The sequence below is a fragment of the Pseudonocardia kunmingensis genome (genome assembly GCF_006716445.1).
GTDB classification, from domain to species: domain Bacteria; phylum Actinomycetota; class Actinomycetes; order Mycobacteriales; family Pseudonocardiaceae; genus Pseudonocardia; species Pseudonocardia kunmingensis.
In genome coordinates this window covers 1,156,254-1,174,225 of the sequence record NZ_VFPA01000003.1, presented here as the reverse complement: position 1 = coordinate 1,174,225, position 17,972 = coordinate 1,156,254, and the positions used below count along the sequence as shown (strand labels likewise).

At 73.8% G+C, this 17,972-nt stretch carries 19 protein-coding genes and 1 pseudogene; 12 read left to right on the top strand and 8 right to left on the bottom strand.

Translation table 11 applies throughout. The annotated features are described in order from the left end of the window. Positions 1 to 6 precede the first annotated feature (6 nt). The gene (locus FB558_RS28520) at positions 7 to 1,218 is read right to left on the bottom strand and encodes a PQQ-dependent sugar dehydrogenase (protein WP_142058539.1); all 1,212 of its coding nucleotides are present in this window, start codon (positions 1,216 to 1,218) and stop codon (positions 7 to 9) included. Positions 1,219 to 1,223: 5 nt separating this feature from the next. Beyond that, positions 1,224 to 2,225, bottom strand: a complete 1,002-nt coding sequence (locus FB558_RS28515) for an aldo/keto reductase (RefSeq protein ID WP_142058537.1) — start codon at positions 2,223 to 2,225, stop codon at positions 1,224 to 1,226. 101 nt (positions 2,226 to 2,326) lie between these two features. Here FB558_RS28515 and FB558_RS28510 point away from each other — a divergent pair, with 101 nt between their 5' ends. Then, a complete protein-coding gene (locus FB558_RS28510; RefSeq protein ID WP_142058535.1) occupies positions 2,327 to 3,043 on the top strand; it encodes a TetR/AcrR family transcriptional regulator in 717 nt (238 codons plus the stop codon). 18 nt (positions 3,044 to 3,061) lie between these two features. Here the strand turns inward: FB558_RS28510 and FB558_RS28505 are convergent, their stop codons facing one another. Next, on the bottom strand, positions 3,062 to 3,811 hold the full coding sequence (locus tag FB558_RS28505; protein ID WP_211366891.1) for a YqjF family protein: 750 nt from the start codon (positions 3,809 to 3,811) through the stop codon (positions 3,062 to 3,064). Between the two features lie 170 nt (positions 3,812 to 3,981). On the opposite strand from FB558_RS28505, the gene FB558_RS43470 reads away from it, so the two are divergent. Then, entirely contained in the window at positions 3,982 to 4,578 is a 597-nt protein-coding gene (locus tag FB558_RS43470) for a hypothetical protein (RefSeq protein WP_170231566.1), read from the top strand. On the opposite strand, the gene FB558_RS28495 is transcribed toward FB558_RS43470, so the two are convergent. Beyond that, positions 4,568 to 5,590: a zinc-dependent alcohol dehydrogenase family protein gene (locus tag FB558_RS28495; RefSeq protein WP_142058531.1), complete on the bottom strand. Its 1,023-nt coding sequence runs from the start codon at positions 5,588 to 5,590 to the stop codon at positions 4,568 to 4,570. The two genes, FB558_RS43470 and FB558_RS28495, sit on opposite strands and share 11 nt — an antisense overlap. A 74-nt stretch (positions 5,591 to 5,664) precedes the next feature. Continuing rightward, the gene (locus tag FB558_RS28490) at positions 5,665 to 6,867 is read right to left on the bottom strand and encodes a multidrug effflux MFS transporter (RefSeq protein ID WP_142058530.1); all 1,203 of its coding nucleotides are present in this window, start codon (positions 6,865 to 6,867) and stop codon (positions 5,665 to 5,667) included. A 172-nt stretch (positions 6,868 to 7,039) separates the two neighbouring features. Between FB558_RS28490 and FB558_RS28485 the strand changes: the two are divergent. From FB558_RS28485 to FB558_RS28475, 3 genes and pseudogenes are all read left to right on the top strand, one after another. Beyond that, positions 7,040 to 7,876: pseudogene (locus tag FB558_RS28485) on the top strand (MmyB family transcriptional regulator). A 46-nt stretch (positions 7,877 to 7,922) separates the two neighbouring features. After that, positions 7,923 to 8,438, top strand: coding sequence for a MarR family winged helix-turn-helix transcriptional regulator (locus FB558_RS28480; RefSeq protein ID WP_170231565.1), 516 nt, complete (start codon positions 7,923 to 7,925; stop codon positions 8,436 to 8,438). Next, positions 8,435 to 9,667 (top strand): MFS transporter, encoded by a 1,233-nt coding sequence (locus tag FB558_RS28475; protein WP_142058526.1) that lies wholly within the window; start codon positions 8,435 to 8,437, stop codon positions 9,665 to 9,667. The genes FB558_RS28480 and FB558_RS28475 overlap by 4 nt, the downstream gene beginning before the upstream one ends. Here FB558_RS28475 and FB558_RS28470 read toward each other — a convergent pair. Further along, complete coding sequence (locus FB558_RS28470) at positions 9,625 to 10,941, bottom strand: MFS transporter (RefSeq protein WP_142058523.1); 1,317 nt, start codon at positions 10,939 to 10,941, stop codon at positions 9,625 to 9,627. The genes FB558_RS28475 and FB558_RS28470 overlap by 43 nt on opposite strands. A gap of 145 nt (positions 10,942 to 11,086) precedes the next feature. Between FB558_RS28470 and FB558_RS28465 the strand changes: the two genes are divergently transcribed. Next, positions 11,087 to 11,797, top strand: coding sequence for an HAD family hydrolase (locus tag FB558_RS28465; protein WP_142058521.1), 711 nt, complete (start codon positions 11,087 to 11,089; stop codon positions 11,795 to 11,797). Here the strand turns inward: FB558_RS28465 and FB558_RS28460 are convergent. Then, entirely contained in the window at positions 11,789 to 12,139 is a 351-nt protein-coding gene (locus tag FB558_RS28460) for a winged helix-turn-helix transcriptional regulator (RefSeq protein WP_142058520.1), read from the bottom strand. The two genes, FB558_RS28465 and FB558_RS28460, sit on opposite strands and share 9 nt — an antisense overlap. 152 nt (positions 12,140 to 12,291) lie before the next feature. Between FB558_RS28460 and FB558_RS28455 the strand changes: the two genes are divergently transcribed. Further along, entirely contained in the window at positions 12,292 to 13,188 is an 897-nt protein-coding gene (locus tag FB558_RS28455) for an NAD(P)-dependent oxidoreductase (RefSeq protein WP_142058518.1), read from the top strand. Positions 13,189 to 13,195: 7 nt separating this feature from the next. On the opposite strand, the gene FB558_RS28450 is transcribed toward FB558_RS28455, so the two are convergent. Beyond that, on the bottom strand, positions 13,196 to 14,092 hold the full coding sequence (locus tag FB558_RS28450; RefSeq protein ID WP_142058516.1) for an NAD(P)-dependent oxidoreductase: 897 nt from the start codon (positions 14,090 to 14,092) through the stop codon (positions 13,196 to 13,198). 60 nt (positions 14,093 to 14,152) lie between these two features. On the opposite strand from FB558_RS28450, the gene FB558_RS28445 reads away from it, so the two are divergent. From FB558_RS28445 to FB558_RS28420, 5 genes are all read left to right on the top strand, one after another. Further along, a complete protein-coding gene (locus FB558_RS28445; RefSeq protein WP_142058514.1) occupies positions 14,153 to 14,578 on the top strand; it encodes a MerR family transcriptional regulator in 426 nt (141 codons plus the stop codon). A gap of 121 nt (positions 14,579 to 14,699) precedes the next feature. Continuing rightward, the gene (locus tag FB558_RS28440; protein ID WP_142058512.1) at positions 14,700 to 15,146 is read left to right on the top strand and encodes a nitroreductase family deazaflavin-dependent oxidoreductase; all 447 of its coding nucleotides are present in this window, start codon (positions 14,700 to 14,702) and stop codon (positions 15,144 to 15,146) included. 76 nt (positions 15,147 to 15,222) lie between these two features. After that, positions 15,223 to 16,059 (top strand): class I SAM-dependent methyltransferase, encoded by an 837-nt coding sequence (locus tag FB558_RS28435; RefSeq protein ID WP_211366890.1) that lies wholly within the window; start codon positions 15,223 to 15,225, stop codon positions 16,057 to 16,059. 477 nt (positions 16,060 to 16,536) lie between these two features. Then, complete coding sequence (locus FB558_RS28425) at positions 16,537 to 16,722, top strand: hypothetical protein (protein WP_142058508.1); 186 nt, start codon at positions 16,537 to 16,539, stop codon at positions 16,720 to 16,722. A 113-nt stretch (positions 16,723 to 16,835) separates the two neighbouring features. Then, a complete protein-coding gene (locus FB558_RS28420; RefSeq protein WP_142058506.1) occupies positions 16,836 to 17,219 on the top strand; it encodes a VOC family protein in 384 nt (127 codons plus the stop codon). The last annotated feature ends 753 nt before the right edge of the window (positions 17,220 to 17,972 follow it).

Genomic DNA, 17,972 nt, shown 5'->3' with positions numbered 1-17,972 from the left:
GTCCGCTCACGGGGCGGTGAGCTCGACGCGGAGGATGCGGTCGTCGCCGGGGCGGGGGTCGGTGCCTCCCCAGGTGGCCTCGTCGGTGTTGGAGGTGACGATCCACAGCGCCCCGTCCGGCGCGACCTCGACCGCGCGGATCCGCCCGTACTCGCCGACGAAGTGCGGGATCGGCTCGCCCGCGGCCTGGCCTGCGCTGACCGGGAGCTGCCAGAGCCGCTGCCCGGACAGCGCCCCCATCCACAGCGAGCTGCCGGCGAAGGCGATGCCGGACGGTGACGCCTCGTCCGGGTGCAGGGCGAAGACCGGTGGTTCGCCGGTGTCGCCGTCGACCCCCTCGACGTCGGGCCACCCGTAGTCCAGGCCCGGCCGCAGGACGTTGACCTCGTCCCACGTGCGGTGGCCGAGCTCCGAGGCGTACACCGTGGCGTCCGGGCCGAACGCGATCCCCTGCACGTTGCGGTGCCCCAGCGAGAACACCGCGGTGCCGAACGGGTTGCCCGCCGTGGGCGAGCCGTCCGGTCGGATTCGCAGCACCTTCCCGTTGAGCGAGTCCGGGTCCGGGGAGCGGCTGCCCTCGAACGCGTCGCCGGTGCCGATCCAGAGGTTGCCGTCCCGGTCGAAGGTCAGCTTGCCCCCGTGGTGGCGGTCCGCCGTGCCGATCCCGTCGAGGACGACCCGCTCGACGGTCATCGAGCGCAGGTCCTCGGCGACCCGCACCGCGACGACCCGGTTCGTCGGCTCGGCGGACACGTAGGCGTAGACCGTCCGGTCGGCGGCGAAGTCCGGGGACGCGGCGAGGCCCAGCAGGCCACCCTCGGCGCTCCCGGCGACGCCGGGGACCGTGCCGACCCGCGACGCCGTCCCGCCGCTCGCGGGGACGTGGCTGATGTCGCCGGAGTCGCGGCTGGAGACCAGCGCCGACCCGTCGGGCAGGAACGTCAGGCCCCACGGCATGCGGAGCCCGGAGGCCACCTCGGTGACCGCTCCCGGCGTCGCGACCGCGACCGGGGCCACCGGCTCCCGCGGTGTCGCCGTGACCGGCGGGACCACCGGGCTGACGGCGGGGGCGCTGTCGTCGTCGGGGTAGTTGCGGCTCGACGAGCCGGCCCCGCCGGAGGGGGCGGGGCCGGGAGCGCCGTCGGGCGCGGCCGCGCATCCCGCCGCGAGCGCGAGCGCGAGCGCCGGCGGGAGCGCGACGGTCGTCCATCGGGGCATCGGCGTCATCCCTCGCTGTCCAGCGCCGCCATGTGCGGCGCGGGGTAGCGCTCGCCCGCGGCGGCGCCGGCGGGCACGGCGGCCTCGATCGCGTCGAGGGTCTCGTCGCTCAGGACGAGGTCGGCGGCGAGGAGCGACTCCTGCAGGCGGTCGCGCCGCCGGGCGCCGACGAGCGGCACGATGTCGGTGCCGCGGGAGGCCACCCACGCGACGGCGACCTGCGCGACGGTGGCTCCGATCGGCTCCGCGACCGCGCGGAGGGCATCGACGAGGGCGAGGTTGGCCGCCAGGTTCTCGCCCCGGAAGCGGGGAACGTGCCCGCGGAAGTCGGATCCGCCCAGCGTGCGATCGGGTGACCAGTGCCCGGACAGCAGGCCGCGGGAGAGCACCCCGTAGGCGGTGACCCCGATGCCGAGCGCGCGCGCCGCCGGCAGGATCTCGGCCTCGATGCCGCGGGAGAGCAGGGAGTACTCGATCTGGAGGTCGCTGATCGGGTGTACGGCGGCGGCCCTGCGCAGGGTCGCGGCGCCGACCTCGGAGAGCCCGATGTGACGCACGTGTCCTGCCTGGACCATCTCGGCGATCGCGCCCACCGTGTCCTCGATCGGGACGGCCGGGTTGAGCCGGGTCGGTCGGTAGATGTCGACGTGGTCGGTGCCGAGCCTGCGCAGCGTGTAGGCGAGGCGGTCCTTGACGGCAACGGGGTCGGTCTCTGCCGGAGCGGGCTGGAAGGCGCCGTCAGGGCTGCGCCTGCCGCCGAACTTGACGCTGATCACGACGTCGTCGCGGTTGCGGTCGCGGAGGGCGTCGCGGATCAGCATCTCGTTGTGGCCGGAGCCGTAGAAGTCCCCGGTGTCGATCAGGGTGATGCCGGCGTCGATGGCCGCGTGGATCGTGGCGACGCTCTCGGTCTCGTCGGCCGGGCCGTAGAGGTCGGACATGCCCATTGCGCCGAGCCCCAGCGCAGACACCTCCGGGCCGTCGGTGCCCAGCTTGCGCGTGTCCATCTTCTCTCCTCGGGACGAACTGGCTGCTTCCAGTGCTAACAGAAGCACGTTTCCGGCGATAGCGCAACCGACGCTAACGAGTGGGTGTTATCGTTGGAAGCATGGAGGCGAGGACGACCCGTGACCGCATCGTCGCGGCGGCCGCCGAGCTGCTGGCCACGGGTGGGCGGGAGGCCGTGTCCACGCGCGCGGTGAGCGCCGCGGCGGGAGTGCAGGCGCCGACGATCTACCGCCTCTTCGGCGACAAGCAGGGCCTGCTCGACGCCGTCGGCGCCCACGGGATCAGCGAGTACCTGCACGAGAAGACCGTTCGCGAGCGCGACCCGGACCCGGTGGAGGACCTGCGGCGGGGCTGGGACCTGCACGTCGGTTTCGGGCTCGCCCATCCCGCGCTCTACGCGCTCGTGTTCGGCGAGCCGCGGCCGGGCGCCGGGTCCCCCGCGGAGCACCGGGCCGCTGCCGTGCTGCGCGGCATGATCCGGCGCGTCGCCGAGGCGGGACGGCTGCGGGTGAGCGAGGAACGGGCGGCGAACCTGGTGCACGCCACGGGGCGCGGCATCACGCTCACGCTGATCGGCATGGATCCCGAGCGGCGCGACCCGACCCTGTCCGAGTTCGCCCGGGAGTCCGTGATCGCCGCCGTCACCACCGACGGGACCGCAGGCCCGGCCGCCGGCGCCGGTCCCGTGCCGACGGCCGTGACCCTGCGGGCCCACCTGCCGGAGCTGGCGGTGCTCACCGAGGCCGAGCGCGGCCTCCTGCGCGAGTGGCTCGACCGGGTCGCGGCGCAGGGGCGGGCCGTGCCCGCGGTCACCTGACCGCCGTCGTACCGGCGCTCAGCGTCGGGTTCCGCCGCGCGGGGTGTCGGCGAGCCCGGGGCGGCCGAACTCCGCGCTGACGCCGTCGCTGAACGCGACGTGGTCCGGCGGGCGAGGGTCCCCCGCGCCGTCGGCGATGGCGCTGCCGAGGCCGACGGAGGAGACCAGGCCGTCATCGATCTCGAGCAGGTCCGCGCGGCGCAGCGGCCAGGACTCGTGGGTGTTCGGCAGGTGCCAGGTGCGGCCGAGGCGGGTGGTGTGCAGCCCCCACCGGGAGGTCAGGAAGGACTCCAGCGGGCCGTCGAGGATCTCCTCGCGGGGCCGGACGACCACCCGGCTGCACGCCTGCACCCCGGGCCGGCGCAGCCGGGCGGTGTAGGTGCGGGGCGCGGTGGCGGAGCCGTCCCCGGCGTCGAAGCGCATCCGGGCCCACCGGTAGGGGAGGGCGAAGCCGATGCGCGCGGCGGCGACCACCGCTGCGCGGTCGGTGTCGAGGCTCAGGAAGACCACGCCCCGCCGGCCGGTGGCATCCACGCTGTAGAGCCGGACGTTGGTCTCGAGGAAGGCGCCCAGCCACGGCAGCACGGGTCCGCGGGTGAATCCGCTGCCGACCATCCGGAACAGCACGAGCCCCACGTAGGTGCACCCGTCGAGGACGTCCGGCCGGATGCCGCGCGGCAGGAGCGGCGCGACCTGCTCCGGCCGCACCGCCCAGTGCACGAAGGTGACGTCACGCCACTGCTGGCGCAGCAGCCGGGGCGACGCCATGGCCGGGGCGGTACCGGAAACGGGCTCGGTAGCAGGCTCGGGCTGCGCCGGGTCACGGACCATGACGGGCATTCTCGCCGCAGCGGGGCGCCGGAGGGGGAGATCCGGACGCGGGCAGGTGGTAGGCAGGTACCACCGGCCCGGAGCCCGATCTGTGACAGGAGCAGCGCGTGCAGCACGCATTCGTCTTCACCGAGGTCGCCGTCCTCGTGCGGCACTGGTTCGAGATCGACCTCGCCGACAGCCACCTGGAGCACGGCGCGCGCGTCGAGCTCCGCCTGCCCGCTCCCCGGCCGCGCCGCGGCTCCGAGTCGGCCGCCCAGGAGATCGTGATCGACCGGCCGGTGTGGCGGGCGGACCTGTTCGACCGGCTCGACGGCACCCCGGGTGCGTTCGAGGCCGCCCACTTCCACCCGCACTTCGTGGGGGTCGAGCCGTCCGACCGGCACTGGGCCGACGAGGTCACGGCCGCGCCCTTCGACTGGTTGGCGTCCTGCCTGACCGACGTCGCGGGTGTCGTCGCCGCGGCGGGTGTGCAGCTGCGGGACCCGGCCGCGGTGAACGAGCAGGTCGGGGCCGAGGCCGCGGCGATCGTCGACGCCGCCCGCAGCCGTGCGCCGATGCTGTGCGGCACCGCCGGGCAGTGCTACGCCTGGACCCGCGACGCCGAGGACGCCGTGCACGTCATGCTGGGCTCCCTGCAACGGCCCGACCTCCTGGACCGGGAACGGGTGTCGCCATGGCTCCCGGCCGGCGTCAGGGGGTGAGCAGCACCTTGGTGGCCCGGCGCTGGTCCATGGCCCGGTAGCCCTCGGCCGCCTCGTCGAGGGGGAGGGTGAGGTCGAAGACCGCGCCGGGGTCGATCCCGCCCTTCATCACCAGGTCGATCAGCTCGGGGAGGAAGCGCCGCACCGGGGCGGGTCCGCCGTGCAGGTGCACGCCGGAGAAGAACAGCTCCTCGCCGGGCAGGGAGACGTCGTGGGCGACGCCGACGTAGCCGACGTGCCCGCCAGGGCGCGTGGCGCGGATCGCCTGCATCATCGACTCCTGCGTGCCCACCGCCTCGATCACGCTGTGCGCGCCGAGCCCCCCGGTGAGCTCCTTGATCCTGGCGACGCCGTCGTCGCCGCGCTCCTCGACGACGGCGGTGGCGCCGTAGCGGCGGGCGAGGGCCTGCCGGTCGGCGTGGCGGCTCATCGTGATGATGCTCGTCGCGCCCAGCTCGCGGGCGGCGAGGACGCCGAGCAGGCCGACCGCGCCGTCGCCGACGACGGCGACGGTCTTGCCGGGTCCGGCCTCGGCGGCGACCGCGGCGAACCACCCGGTGCCCAGGACGTCCGAGGCGGCCAGCAGGCCGGGGACCTGCTCGGCCGTCGGGTGCGTGGCCGTGGCGACGAGGGTTCCGTCGGCCAACGGGATGCGGGCGAACTCGGCCTGCGTGCCGATCTGGCCCATGAGGACGGCGTGCACGCACCGGGACTGGTACCCGGCCCGGCAGATCTCGCAGGTGTTGTCGGAGGCGAAGAAGGAGCCGACGACGAAGTCACCGACCTGGATCGTCCGCACCTCCGCACCGATCTCCTCGACGACGCCCACGTACTCGTGGCCCATCGGCATGGGCCCGTCGACAGGCTCGGCCCCGCGGTAGGGCCACAGGTCGGAACCGCAGATGCAGGCGGCGGTGACGCGGATGACCGCGTCGGTGGGCTCGACGACGGCAGGGCGTTCGCGTTCCTCGACGCGGACGTCGCCGGGGGCGTGCATGATGACTCCACGCATGGGTGCGTTCTCCTCGATCACGCCGACCGGGATGCCGGCCGGCTGGTGGACGGATGCCCGCGCGCCGGTCGGCGTCACGGGACGGGCTGGGGTTCGGGCGCCTCGGGCGCCGCTGCCGACGGGCGAGCGGCGCGACGGGGCTCGAGCGCCGCGCACGCCGCGGCGGCGAGCGCGACCGAGACGACGGTGACGATGCCGAGCGGCAGCATCGTGGCGGCGCCGGCGATCCCCACGAGCGGTGCGGCGAACCCGCCGAAGGCGAACCGCGCCGCGCCCAGCAGCGCGGACGCGGTGCCGGCGGTCCGCGGGTGGTCGGCGAGGGCGAGCGCCGTCGTCGGCGGGGTGGTGACGGCGACACCGCTGACCACCAGCAGCAGCGACACGACCACCGCGACGAGCGGCAGCGCGACGATCCCGCCGGCGAGCAGCCCGAGCGCGCCCGCGGCGCACATGACCAGCCCGACGGCCAGCGTGGCGGTGACGCCGTACCGCTCGCTCGAGAGGCCGGCGACGTAGCCGGACAGCATGAACCCCGCCGAGTTCAGGCCGAACGCGAGCGCGTACTGCTGCGGGGAGAGGCCGTAGGTGCCCTGCAGCACGTACGTCGCGCCGCTGAGGTAGGCGAACAGCGCGGCGTTCACGAAACCCTGGACGAGCACGGCGCCGGTGTAGCGCCGGTCCGACAGCAGGGTGCGCACGTCGCGGCAGGTCCGGGCGAACCCGCCCGTCGTGCGGAGCTTCGGCGGGAGGGTCTCGCGGTGCCCGACCGCGATCGCCAGCAGGATCACCGCGCCGAGGGCGGCGAGGAACACGAACAACCCGCGCCAGTCCGTGAACGCGGCCAGCCGGCCTCCGAGGAACGGTCCGACGACGGCGGCGAGCCCGCCGACCACCGTGACGCGGCCGTAGTAGCGGATCAGCGCGCCGCCGGAGTAGAGGTCGCGACCCGCCGCCTGCGCGATGACGATGCCCGCTCCACCCGCGACGCCCTGGACGAGCCGCGCGGCGACGAGCGCCTCGACGGTCGGGCTGGCCGCGCACACCAGTGACGTGGCGATGTAGGCGACGACCCCGGCGTACAGCGGGGCGGAGCGCCCGAACCGGTCGGACAGCGGACCGGCGACCAGCTGACCGAGCGCGAGCCCGAAGAGGCAGGCGGTGACGGTCAGCTGCGCCGTCGACGTCGCGGCGCCGAGCTCGGCCGTCAGCGCGGGGAGCAGCGGCAGGTAGAGGTCCATCGAAATCGGACCGAAGACCGTCAGCAGGAGCAGGAGCATCGGGAGGAGGCGCCCGGGTGGGCGGGACGAACGGGGCACGGCACCATTCGATGCCGCTCGCGCGGGCCGGGGGAGTCACTGTCGTGGGGTGTACCGCCAAGGCACCCCGGGTCTTCCGGAGCCGACCTACCCTGGGCTCGTGGACAACCGGGGCGAGGTGCGCGAGTTCCTCATGTCGCGACGCTCCAAGGTGGCGCCCGCCGACGTCGGCATCCCGGCCGGTGCGAACCGGCGCGTGCGCGGTCTGCGGCGCGCGGAGGTCGCGGTGCTCGCGGGGGTGAGCGTCGAGTACTACGCGAAGCTCGAACGAGGGGCGATCGGCGGGGCGTCGTCGTCCGTCCTCGACGCCCTCGCGCGGGCCCTGCTCCTGGACGACACCGAGCGGGCGCACCTGTTCGACCTGGCCCGCGCCGCCGACGGGATCCCCACCTCGGGCCGCCCCCGCCGGCGCGCGGCGACGCAGAGCGCCTCCCGCCCCGGCCTGCACTGGACCCTGGACGCGATCACCGACGGCGTCGCGTTCGTCCGCAACCCCCAGCAGGATCTCCTGGCCACCAACGCGCTCGGCCGCGCCTTCTACTCGCCGGTGATCGGCGAGGGCGGTCGCCGGCCGAACCTGGCGCGCTTCTAGTTCCTCGACCCGGCCTCGCGGGAGTTCTACCCCGACTGGGACGTCTTCGCGGAGATGTGCGTCGCGATCATGCGCGCCGAGGCCGGCCGCGACCCGCACGACCGGGGCCTGCAGAACCTCGTCGGCGAGCTCTCCACCCGCAGCGCGACCTTTCGCACGCTCTGGGGTGCCCACGACGTCCGCACGCACGGGTCGGGCACCAAACGCTTCCGCCACCCCGAGGTGGGCGAGCTCGTCCTCGCCTACGAGGAGCTCGCGATCACCGCGGAACCCGGGCTGATCCTCATGGTCTACACGGCCGAACCGGCCTCGGTCTCCGCCGAGCGGCTCCGGCTCCTCGCCTCGCTGGCGGCGGAGCAGGAGGCGTTCAGCCCGTAAGGACATATGCGTTGTGCATCAGATGCGCGGCGCATACTATCACCCCATGGCGGACCGGCTGGGCCAGATCCTCGGCGTGACCGCCCTGGCCGTCATGGATCGGCTCCGCGCCGGCGTGGCCGCAGGGGCCGCGATCGGCGAGGTCGAGGCCGGCGCAGTGGTGCACGTCCAGGCCTGGCCCGGCGGGTCGGTGGGGGACCTCGCCGGCGTCGTGGGCCTCTCGCAGCCGGCGACCGTGCGGTTGGTGGACCGGCTCGTGGACCAGGGCCTCCTGCGCCGGGAGGCCGGCCGTGACCGGCGCACCGTCGCGCTGGTCGTCACCGAGGCCGGCTCACGGGCGGCGGACGCCGTCCTGGCGGCGCGGGCGGAGGTCCTCGCACCGCTGCTGGCCGAGCTGTCCGGGTCCGAGCGGGCGACGTTGGAGCGCCTGCTCGGGCAGGTCGCGGCGGGCCTGGCCGCGGATCGTCCGGGCGCGGTGCGCGTCTGCCGGCTCTGCGACCGCGATGCCTGCACCTCCGGCCCGGGCTGCCCGCTCGAGCACACCACGCGAGCGCGCCGATGACGGAGCCTGCGGCCGGCCGTGCGGACGCGGCGCAGGCGAGCGCGCCGTCGCCGCTCCTGCTCGCGGTCGCGGGCTCGGCCTCGGTCGCGACCACGTTCGGGATGGCCCGGTACGGCTACGGCCTGCTGCTGCCCGACATCCAGGAGGATCTCGCCCTCGGTGTGGGGGTGCTGGGCGTGATCGGGTCCCTCGCCTACGCCGGCTACCTGCTCGGCACGGCCCTCGTGGCCCGGTGCGTCGAGCGGGCGGGCCAACGGGCCACCGTCGTGGGCGGCGGCGTGCTGGCGGTCGCGGGGACCGTCGTGGTGGCGCTGGCCGGCGGACCGGTGCTGCTCGGGGCCGGGGTGGCCGTCGCAGGCGCCAGTGCCGGGCTCGTGTTCGCGCCCTTCGGCGAGGCCGTGCGCGGGCTCCCGTCGGTCGCGCGCGCCCGGACGCTGGCGACGATCAGTTGCGGCACGGGGTGGGGCGTCGCGGTCGCCGCCCCGATCGCGATCCTCACCGGCGACACGTGGCGCACGGCCTACGTCGGTTTCGCGGTCTGCGCAGCGCTGAGCACCCTGCTCGCGGCGCGCACGCTGCCGGGGCGCGCCGCGACCGCTGCCGCTGCGCCCCCTGCGGAGCGGGCCGCACCCGGCCGGCCCCGTTCCGCGGTTCCGATGCTGGTCGCCGCGCTCCTCATCGGGCTGGGCAGCGCGACGTTCTGGACCTTCGCCGTCGACCAGGTCCGCGACGCCGGGCTCGACCAGGCCGCGGGCCGGATCCTGCTGGGCGTCGCGGGGGCCACCAGCCTCACCGGCGTGGCCGCGGCCGACGTCATCACCCGCCTCGGCGCCCGGCTCACGTTCGTGCTCACCGCGCTGCTGGAGGCCGTCGCGCTCGCCGTGATCGCCGTGGCGCCGGACCACCTCGTCGCCGTGCTGGTCGCCGCCGCCGCCTTCGGCGTCGCGTACAACACGATCGTCGCCGTCAGCGTCCTGTGGGCCACCCGCGTCTACGCCGAGCGGCCCGCGGCCGGCGTCGCCGCCGCCACCGGCGCGCAGGGCGTCGGCCTCCTCTTCGGTCCCCTCACCGGTGGTGTCCTCGCCGCGTCCACCAGCCTCACCACCGCACTGCTCGGCGGTGCGGCGATCGTGGCGGCCGCCGCGTTCCTCGCTCCTCGCCGCGACGTGGTCCGCGACCGGGTGGGTCAGGTGGGCGCAGGCGCGCCCCGGCGCAGCGACGCACCGTAGGGATCCGGCGAGAGCAGCGCGGTGACGATCGTGATCATCACCATGGCCGACATGTAGAGGGCGATCATGTCGTACCCGCCGGTCGCGTTCAGCAGCGCAGTGGCGATCACCGGTGACAGGCCGCCCGCGAAGACGCTCGCCGCCTGCGCCCCGATCGACGCCCCGCTGTAGCGCACCTCCGGCTCGAACAGCTCGGAGAAGTACGCCGGCTGCGGTGCGTAGACCGCGCTGTTGCCGATGTTCACCGCCACCACCGTGGCCAGCACGATGATCGGCAGCGACCGGGTGTCGAGCGCCCAGAAGTACGGCCAGCTCATGGCGAGCAGGACCAGCGAGCCCCACAGCACGACCGGCCGGCGTCCGAACCGGTCGCACGCCCAGCCGTAGAACGGCAGGCTGACCAACCCGACCGCGGACGAGATGATCACCGCGAGCAGCAGGTCGTCGCGTTCCATGCCGAGCAGGGTGGTGCCGTAGGTCAGCACGAACGTGGTGTGGATGTAGAAGGTGCTGTTCTCGGCGAACCGCAGGCCTGCCGCGCGCAGCACGTTCACCGGCTGCTTGCGCAGCACCGCGAGCACCGGCAGCCGCTCGATCCTCCCGGCCGCCTTGGCCGCCTCGAACACCGGCGACTCGTGCACCTTGAGCCGGATCACGATGCCGACGACGACCAGCGCGATCGAGGCCAGGAACGGGACCCGCCAGCCCCAGGACAGGAACGCCTCCTCGGACATGCTGCCGGACATGACCAGCAGCGCGAGGTTCGCGGTGAGCATGCCGGCCGGGACGCCGACCTGCGGCCAGCTGCCGAAGAACCCGCGGCGGTGCGGGGGCGCGTGCTCGACGGCCATCACCGCGGCGGCGCCCCATTCGCCGCCGAGCCCGATGCCCTGGACGATGCGCAGCAGGACCAGCAGGATCGGTGCGGCCACGCCGATCGTCTCGGCGGTGGGCAGCAGCCCGACGACGAAGGTGCCGCCCCCCATCAGCAGCACCGACAGCACCAGCATCGACTTGCGGCCGATCCGGTCGCCGAAGTGCGCGAACACCACTCCGCCGACCGGGCGGGCGACGAAACCCACGCCGAACGTGGACAGCGCGAGCAGGGTGCCGGTGAGCGGGCTCGCGTCGGGGAAGAAGAGCTTGCCGAAGACCAGCGCGGCCGCCGCACCGTAGATGAAGAAGTCGTACCACTCGATGGACGTGCCGATCAGGGTGGCGAGGGCGACCCGACGTGTGCTGGTCGGATCGGGTGCTGGCGGCGAAGGATGCATCGGCGAACCCCTCAGTCGGGCCTGTGCCACGGAGCCCGCTGGACCCGCGGCCCGGTCGTCGGTCGCGTCGAGGTTAATCAACGGGACGTCGCCCGGAAGGCCGGTTGTCACCAGGTGGAAGCAGTCGGCGTTTATCGTGGGGCCGATGCCGGTGGCGCGCGCACCTTCCGCGGTCCTGTGGGACCTCGACGGCACGATCGTCGACACCGAGCCCCACTTCCTCCGGAGCGTGGCGTCGATCGTCGCCCGCGCGGGCGGTGCGCTCGACGAGGGCGACCGCAGGGAGCTCGTGGGTGCGAACCTCTGGGACATGGCGGCGACGGCCATCCGGGCAGGCGCCCGGGGCAGCGCGGCGGAGATCGTCGAGGAGATCGTCGAGTCGGTCACCCGCCGCGTCCGCGACGGCGTGGAGTGGCGGCCGGGGGCGCTCGAGCTGCTCGGGGGAGTCCGTGCGGCGGGAATCCCGACCGCGCTCGTCACCGGGTCCTTCCGGCGCATCGCCGAGGTGGTGGTGGGCGGCATCCCGTTCGTGGCCTTCGACGCGGTCGTCACGGGGGAGGACGTCGTGCGTGGCAAGCCGGACCCGCAGCCGTACCTGCGGGCGGCGGCGCTGCTCGGGGTCGACATCCGGGGCTGCCTCGTCATCGAGGACTCGGTGGCGGGGGTGCGCTCCGGTGTCGCCGCGGGCGCCGCGGTCGTCGCGGTGCCCGGCGCCGTGGACGTCCCGGCGGTGCAGGGGTGCACGACGTGGCACTCGCTCGCCGGCAAGGACCTGTCCTCGCTCGTCGCCGCGTGGCGCGCGCCCGACCGCCTCCCGGGCCGCACCTCCGATCGAACGCGGCCGACGTCAGCCTGAGCGGTTGAGGTCCCACGGGATGTTCTCGATCTGCGCCAGGTGCTGATCGCCCCACTCGCCGAGAGGGGCGAGCGCGGCGTTGAGCGAACGCCCGAACTCGGTGAGCGAATATTCCACCCTGGGCGGGATCTGAGGGTGTACCTCCCGGTGGACGAGGCCGGTGGTCTCCATCTCGCGCAGTTGCAGGGCCAGCACCCGCTCGCTGATCCCCGGCAGCGCCCGGCGCAGCTCACCGAAGCGCAGGGGCCCGTCCTGGAGCATGAACAGGACCAACCCCTTCCACTTGCCGCCCATGACGGCGATGGCGGCGTCGAGTCCGCAGGTGAAGGTGCGTCGCGTCATCGGCTCCCACTTACATCTTTGTGAGTATCTGAGGAAATTGTGCGTACTTGCGGGAGTGCGTGCGAGGAAGCAGCATGGATGCACATCCGCAGGTGGCCGCGATCGGCGTTGGTCGTCATTCGGAGAACATTCTCAGGGATTGGGGAACATCGATGCTGTCGCACTCTCGCACGCCGGTCACCGTTGTCGGGCTGGGGGCGATGGGCAGGGCCTTGGCAGCGGCGTTCCTCGACGCCGGTCACCCGACGACGGTCTGGAACAGGACCGCCGCCAGGGCGGCGCCGTTGGTCGCGCGGGGTGCGCGTCACGCCGGTGCCGTGGAGGACGCGGTGCGTGCGAGCCCGCTGATCGTCACCTGCCTGACGAGCTACGAGGCCACCACCGAGGTCCTGCGGCTCGGCGCCGGGGCGCTGCGCGGACGCACGCTGATCACGCTGAACAGCGGCAGCCCGTCCGGCGCCCGTGCGATGGCGGCATGGGCCGGCGAGCACGGGGCCCGGTTCCTCGACGGGGCGGTCAAGAACGTGCCCTCGGCGGTCGGTGCGCACGACACCCAGCTGTACTACAGCGGCGACCGCAGCGTGTTCGCCGAGTACGAGGACACGCTGAAGGTCCTCGGCGGTGACACCTCCCACCTCGGTGACGAGCCCGATCTCGCGGCGCTCTACGAGTCCGCGGTGGGTGCGACGCTGCTGCCGGCGCTGGTCGGGTTCTTCCAGGGTGCTGCCGCCGTCCAGTCGCGCGGGCTGCCCGCGGCGACGCTGGTCCCCTACGCGGTCAAGTGGCTGGAGATGATCGCCTCGGTCCTGCCCGTGTTCGCGCGCGAGATCGACAGCGGCGACTACTCGGAGCCCCTGTCGTCGGTGCGCCTGTTCCTCGAGACGGCCCGATGGGACGAGGAGTTCGGCAGGGAGACCGGCGTCGACGTGTCCTGGAACGCGCCCCTGCACGATCTGGTGCGGCGCGCGGCAGAGGCCGGTCACGTCGATGACAGCATCTCCGCGCTGGTCGAGGTGCTCCGGAAGCCCGCGGTCCCGTCGAGGAGCTGAGCGGCCGTCACCTGCGTCCGCGGTTCGCGAAGACCTCGAACATCGCGAAGTAGTTCTCGTCGCCGTGCCCCTGGGCGACCGCGCGTTCGGCGAGGTCGGCCATCAGCCGCGGCAGCTCGGAGTGGACGCCCTGCTCGACGCTGGTGCGAGTGATGTGCTCCAGCGCGTCGCGGTTCATCCGCATGGTTCCCAGATCGCCCGGGTAGGTGCCCGCCTCCATGTCGGGCGCCTGCTCGGCGATGCCGGCGGGGTCCAGCACCGCGGGCATGAACCAGCCCAGCGCGAGCTCGGCGAACTCGGGAACGGGCACGCCCGCCGAGCGGGCGAGGGCGGCGGCGTGCAGGAAGCCGTTCAGCGTCGCGTACATCATTCCGAGCAGTGCCGTGTTGAACAGCACCGCCAGGCCGGGGTCGGCGCCGAGGTGGCGGGGGTCGCCCAGGGTCGCCAGGGTCGCCCGGTGCCGGTCGAAGACGTCCTGCGGACCGCTGTACAGGAAGACCGACTCGGGATGCCTGACGAGCGGTGGCGGCACCATGATCGCGCCGTCCAGGTGGTCGAGACCCCGCCCGGCCGCCCGGTCCGCCGCTGCCCGGGCTTCTGCCGGCGTGCCCGAGCCGAGGTTCACGAGCGTGCGGCCCCGCAGCGGGCCGTCGACGGAGTCGAGGACCTGGTGCAAGGTGGTGTAGTCGTTGAGGCATGTGATCGTGACGGGGCTCCTGGTCACCGCTTCGGCGACGGTGCCTGCGCGGTGGGCCCCGCCGGCCACCAGGTCGTCGGCCCTGCCGGGGGTACGGTTCCAGACCGTCAGGGTCCGGTCCGCGGCGAGGAACGCCTGCGCCAGCGCTGATCCCATCGGTCCCAGGCCGATGACGGTGACGTCGGTGTGGGTCTGCTGATCTGTCATGCCGGAGACGTTCGAGCCTGACGTCGATGTGAGAGTCAACCGGGAGTGGCGGCCGTCAAAGTGCGAATCGGAGAGCTGTCCGGGCTCACGGGTGTCAGCGTGCGCTCGTTGCGCTACTACGAGGAGCAGGGACTGCTCCGGCCGCTGCGGCTCCCCAGCGGCTATCGCGAGTACCGGGCGGAGGACGCCGCCACGGTGCGCGGCATCCGCATCCTGCTCGCCGCCGGGCTCGGGACCGCGACGATCGCCGAGCTGCTGCCCTGCATGGACGGCGACGGTCACGCGTTGGCGCCGGCCTGCGGAGGGATGCTCCCCGAGCTGCAGCGGGAACGGGAGCGGCTCAGCGCGGCCGCCGCCGACATCCGGGCTGCGCGCGACCGGCTGGACGCCCTCATCGAGGCCACGGCGCGGCTCGATCCGGTCGCGCCGTCGGACTGCGACGCGGCGACCGCGCCCGGGCGGGCGCCCTCGTTCGCCGACACCTGATCGTGTGCCGGTCCGGGCTCGCCCGACGCGCCGCCGATGTCGAGACGCGCGTGGCGGCTCCGTCCCAGGGGCAGGTGCGGCCGGTGGGGCCGCATCCCCGACCAGCGGAAGGACAGCCGTCATGGCCATCGCCGAGGACCTCGACCGCGCCACCGACTCGCAGTGGGACTGGGTCGCCGAGCACACCCGCACCTACCTGGCCTCGGGTGGCACCGAAGGGCATGAGAACGACGGCGTGCGCACCCTCGTGCTCGCCACGACCGGACGCCGGACCGGTACGCCCCGGCGCACCTGCCTGATCTACGGCACCTCGGGCGACGAGTACGTCGTCGTCGCCTCCAAGGGCGGTGCCGACGAGGACCCGGCGTGGTTCGTGAACCTCCGGGCGGACCCCGGCGTCGGGGTGCAGGTCGGCACCCGCCGGTTCAGCGGACACGCCCGCGTCGCGTCCCCGGCCGAGCGCGCTGCCCTCTGGCCCCGGATGGTGGAGATCTTCCCGCTCTACGCCGACTACGCGCAGAAGACCGACCGCGAGATCCCGATCGTCCTGCTCACCCCGCTGGACTGACCCGCCGGAGGCCCGTCTCTTGCCATTGGGGCAAGAAATCATGCTTTCCGTGCAAGGTCGTCCTACCGTCGCGTCCATGACTTCCACGGAGCACGGACACCGTCACGACGGTCCCGACGGGCAGGAGGAGATCCTCGACCTGGACGCCGAAGTGCTCGCCGAGCAGCTCGCGTCCATCGTCGCCTGGCTCCCCCTGCGCTCGGCCCCCCGGCGGATCGTGGACCTGGGCGCCGGCACCGGCGCGGGCACCTTCGCGTTGCTGGACCACTTTCCCGACGCCCGCGTCACCGCCGTCGACTCCTCCGCCGACCACCTGCGCCGGGTGCGGCAGAAGGCGTCCCGGGCCGGGGTGGACGACCGGGTGGAGACCGTGCAGGCCGACCTCGACGCCGCCTGGCCCGACCTCGGCACCGCCGACCTGGTGTGGGCCTCCGCGTCGCTGCACCACATGGCCGACCCCGGGCGCACCCTGCGCGAGATCCGGCAGCTCGTGGCCCCCGGCGGGCTGCTGGCCGTCGTCGAGCTCGCCGGCCTCCCCCGCTTCCTCCCCGAGGACGCACCGGCGAACCGGCCCGGGCTCGAGGCCCGCTGCCACGCCGCCGCCGATCGCCGCGCCGCCGAACACATGCCCCACCGCGGCGCCGACTGGGGCGTCCCGCTCGCCGACGCCGGATACACCGTCGAGGCCCGGCGCACCGTCGCGGTCGACGACGGGCGACCGCACTCCGAAGCCGTGGGCCGCTACGCCCTGCTGGTCCTGCGGCGCATGCGCGACGCGCTCGCGGGCGAGCTGGACGCCGACGACCTCGCCGCCCTCGACGAGCTGCTCGACACCGACGGGCCCGGCAGCATCCTGCGACGGGACGACCTCGTGGTCCGCACCGACCGCACCGTCTGGGCCGCCCGCCCCTGAGCGGCACGGCAGCTGTGGTGGGCGAACGCAGCATCGAGGGGGCGGCGGTCGTCACCGCGGTGTGCCGGACAGGACCGGAGCCGGCGGTGCGGTGGCCTCCGCTGCCAGCCGTCGGTGGACGATCCTGCGGGCCACACCCAGCCCGAGATGCCGGGGTTCATGCCGGCGGCGACCGCGAGCGGATCGGCCCCGGCGGGCAGTTCCACCTCGAACGGGGTGACCAGCCGTTCGGCCATCGTGCCCCACGGCGACCGAGCGAGGCTCGTGTAGGCCAGGCGCCCGTCGCCGGTCCGGGCCACGGCGTCGCCCCCGGCACCAGCGGATACGCCTGGTCGCTGCCGTAGTGGCGGCCGGCCGCCAGCCCGCGGACGACGTGGTGCAGGCCGGCGCCCACCAGGTGCAGCGGCTCCCGGCCCGGCTGCTGCTCGGGGTCGGGGAAGTCCGCGCAGACGGGTCGGCGCGGAGAGGAGCAGCTCGGTGACCTGCACCGTGCTCGTCGCGGACGACGACCGCGCGATCCGCGAGTCGCTCGCTCGCGTGGGTGGTCCCGCCACCGTGGTGCGGTCGGGCGTCCTGGTCGGCATCGCGTACCTCGCCGGCGACCGGTTCTCCGAGCACCTGACCGCGCGCCCGTGGCTGCTCGCCGGTCTCCGGTCCGAATAGTGCAACTCGATAGTTGCGCTATCGCCTCATATCTGCAACTCTGTCATTGCAGATGAGGTACGCGGTGGCGACCACCCCGGCCGGACATCGACAACCAGATCAGGAGCAGCCCCATGAACAACCCCGAGCACCCGGCCTTCGAGGGTGGCCGGAACATCGCGATGAAGGTTCCGCCGCACCAGTGGCGGCAGACCGTGGCCTTCTACCGGGACACCCTCGGCCTCCGCGAGCTGGGCAACCCTTTCGGCTCCGGCCCGCAGTCGGTGGGGTTCGCCTTCGGGGGCAACCGGCTGTGGATCGATCGCGTGCCCGGGATGAGCCAGGCCGAGCTGTGGCTACAGGTCACCACCGCCGACACCGCGGCCGCCGCCGACCACCTGGCCGCTGCAGGAGCGCACCGCTGCGATGAGATCGAACCGCTGGACGGCGACTCGGCGTTCTGGATCACCAACCCGGCTGCGATTGTCCATCTGGTCTCCGAGCCCGACGCGGTCTGAGCAGCGCGGCACCCGGTCGGAGCCGGCCTCTGGAGATCGCGAGTTCACGCGTGACAGCGGGGAGGGCACGGTGCTCGTACGTCCCGACGAGGCCGCGCCGTTCGCGCTCCGGCTGTCGGCCGCGGCCGTCCGATGACCACCGCGCAGATCGGCAGCTCGCCGCCTGACACGACGTCGCGCTCAGCGAGCTCCGCGGCGCCCCTCGCTGGAGGGCGCCGTCATCTAGTACTCCAGGGGTAGGTCGTGATCATTTCGCTCGGGCCTTCGCACCTCATGATCCGCCGGATCGAGACGTGTGCGGCAAGGGTGCAGCCCGGGTCCCGTTTTCGCTGATCACACCCGGGGCAAGGGTCGGACCGGCACCACAGCCAGACGCGTGGCACCCGGCAGGGGCGTTCTCGTGCAGAACCGGCCCGGGCCCGCGTCGGGGAGTGCTCGCACAGAAGGCCGGGACGAGGGTGGGTCAACTCGCCTCGAGCCGGGAACGGCGCGCCCACCGCAGCCACTCCCACGAGAACCAGCGCCGAGCCGACCCCTTTCGCAGGTGAACGGAACACCAGAGCTGTCCATGCAAGATCGAACAACCCCGGTGTTCCGCTCACCCGCAAAACCGGGCCCCACCCGGCAACCATGATCCGAACTTTCGGTCGTCCATGGTCGTGATCGCAACCATGTGCACCCGATACTGCCGATCATGGGCGGTCCGCGGTGGCCCGAGGGCCGGCAGAGGGGGCGACGATCGGCGGAATCGGG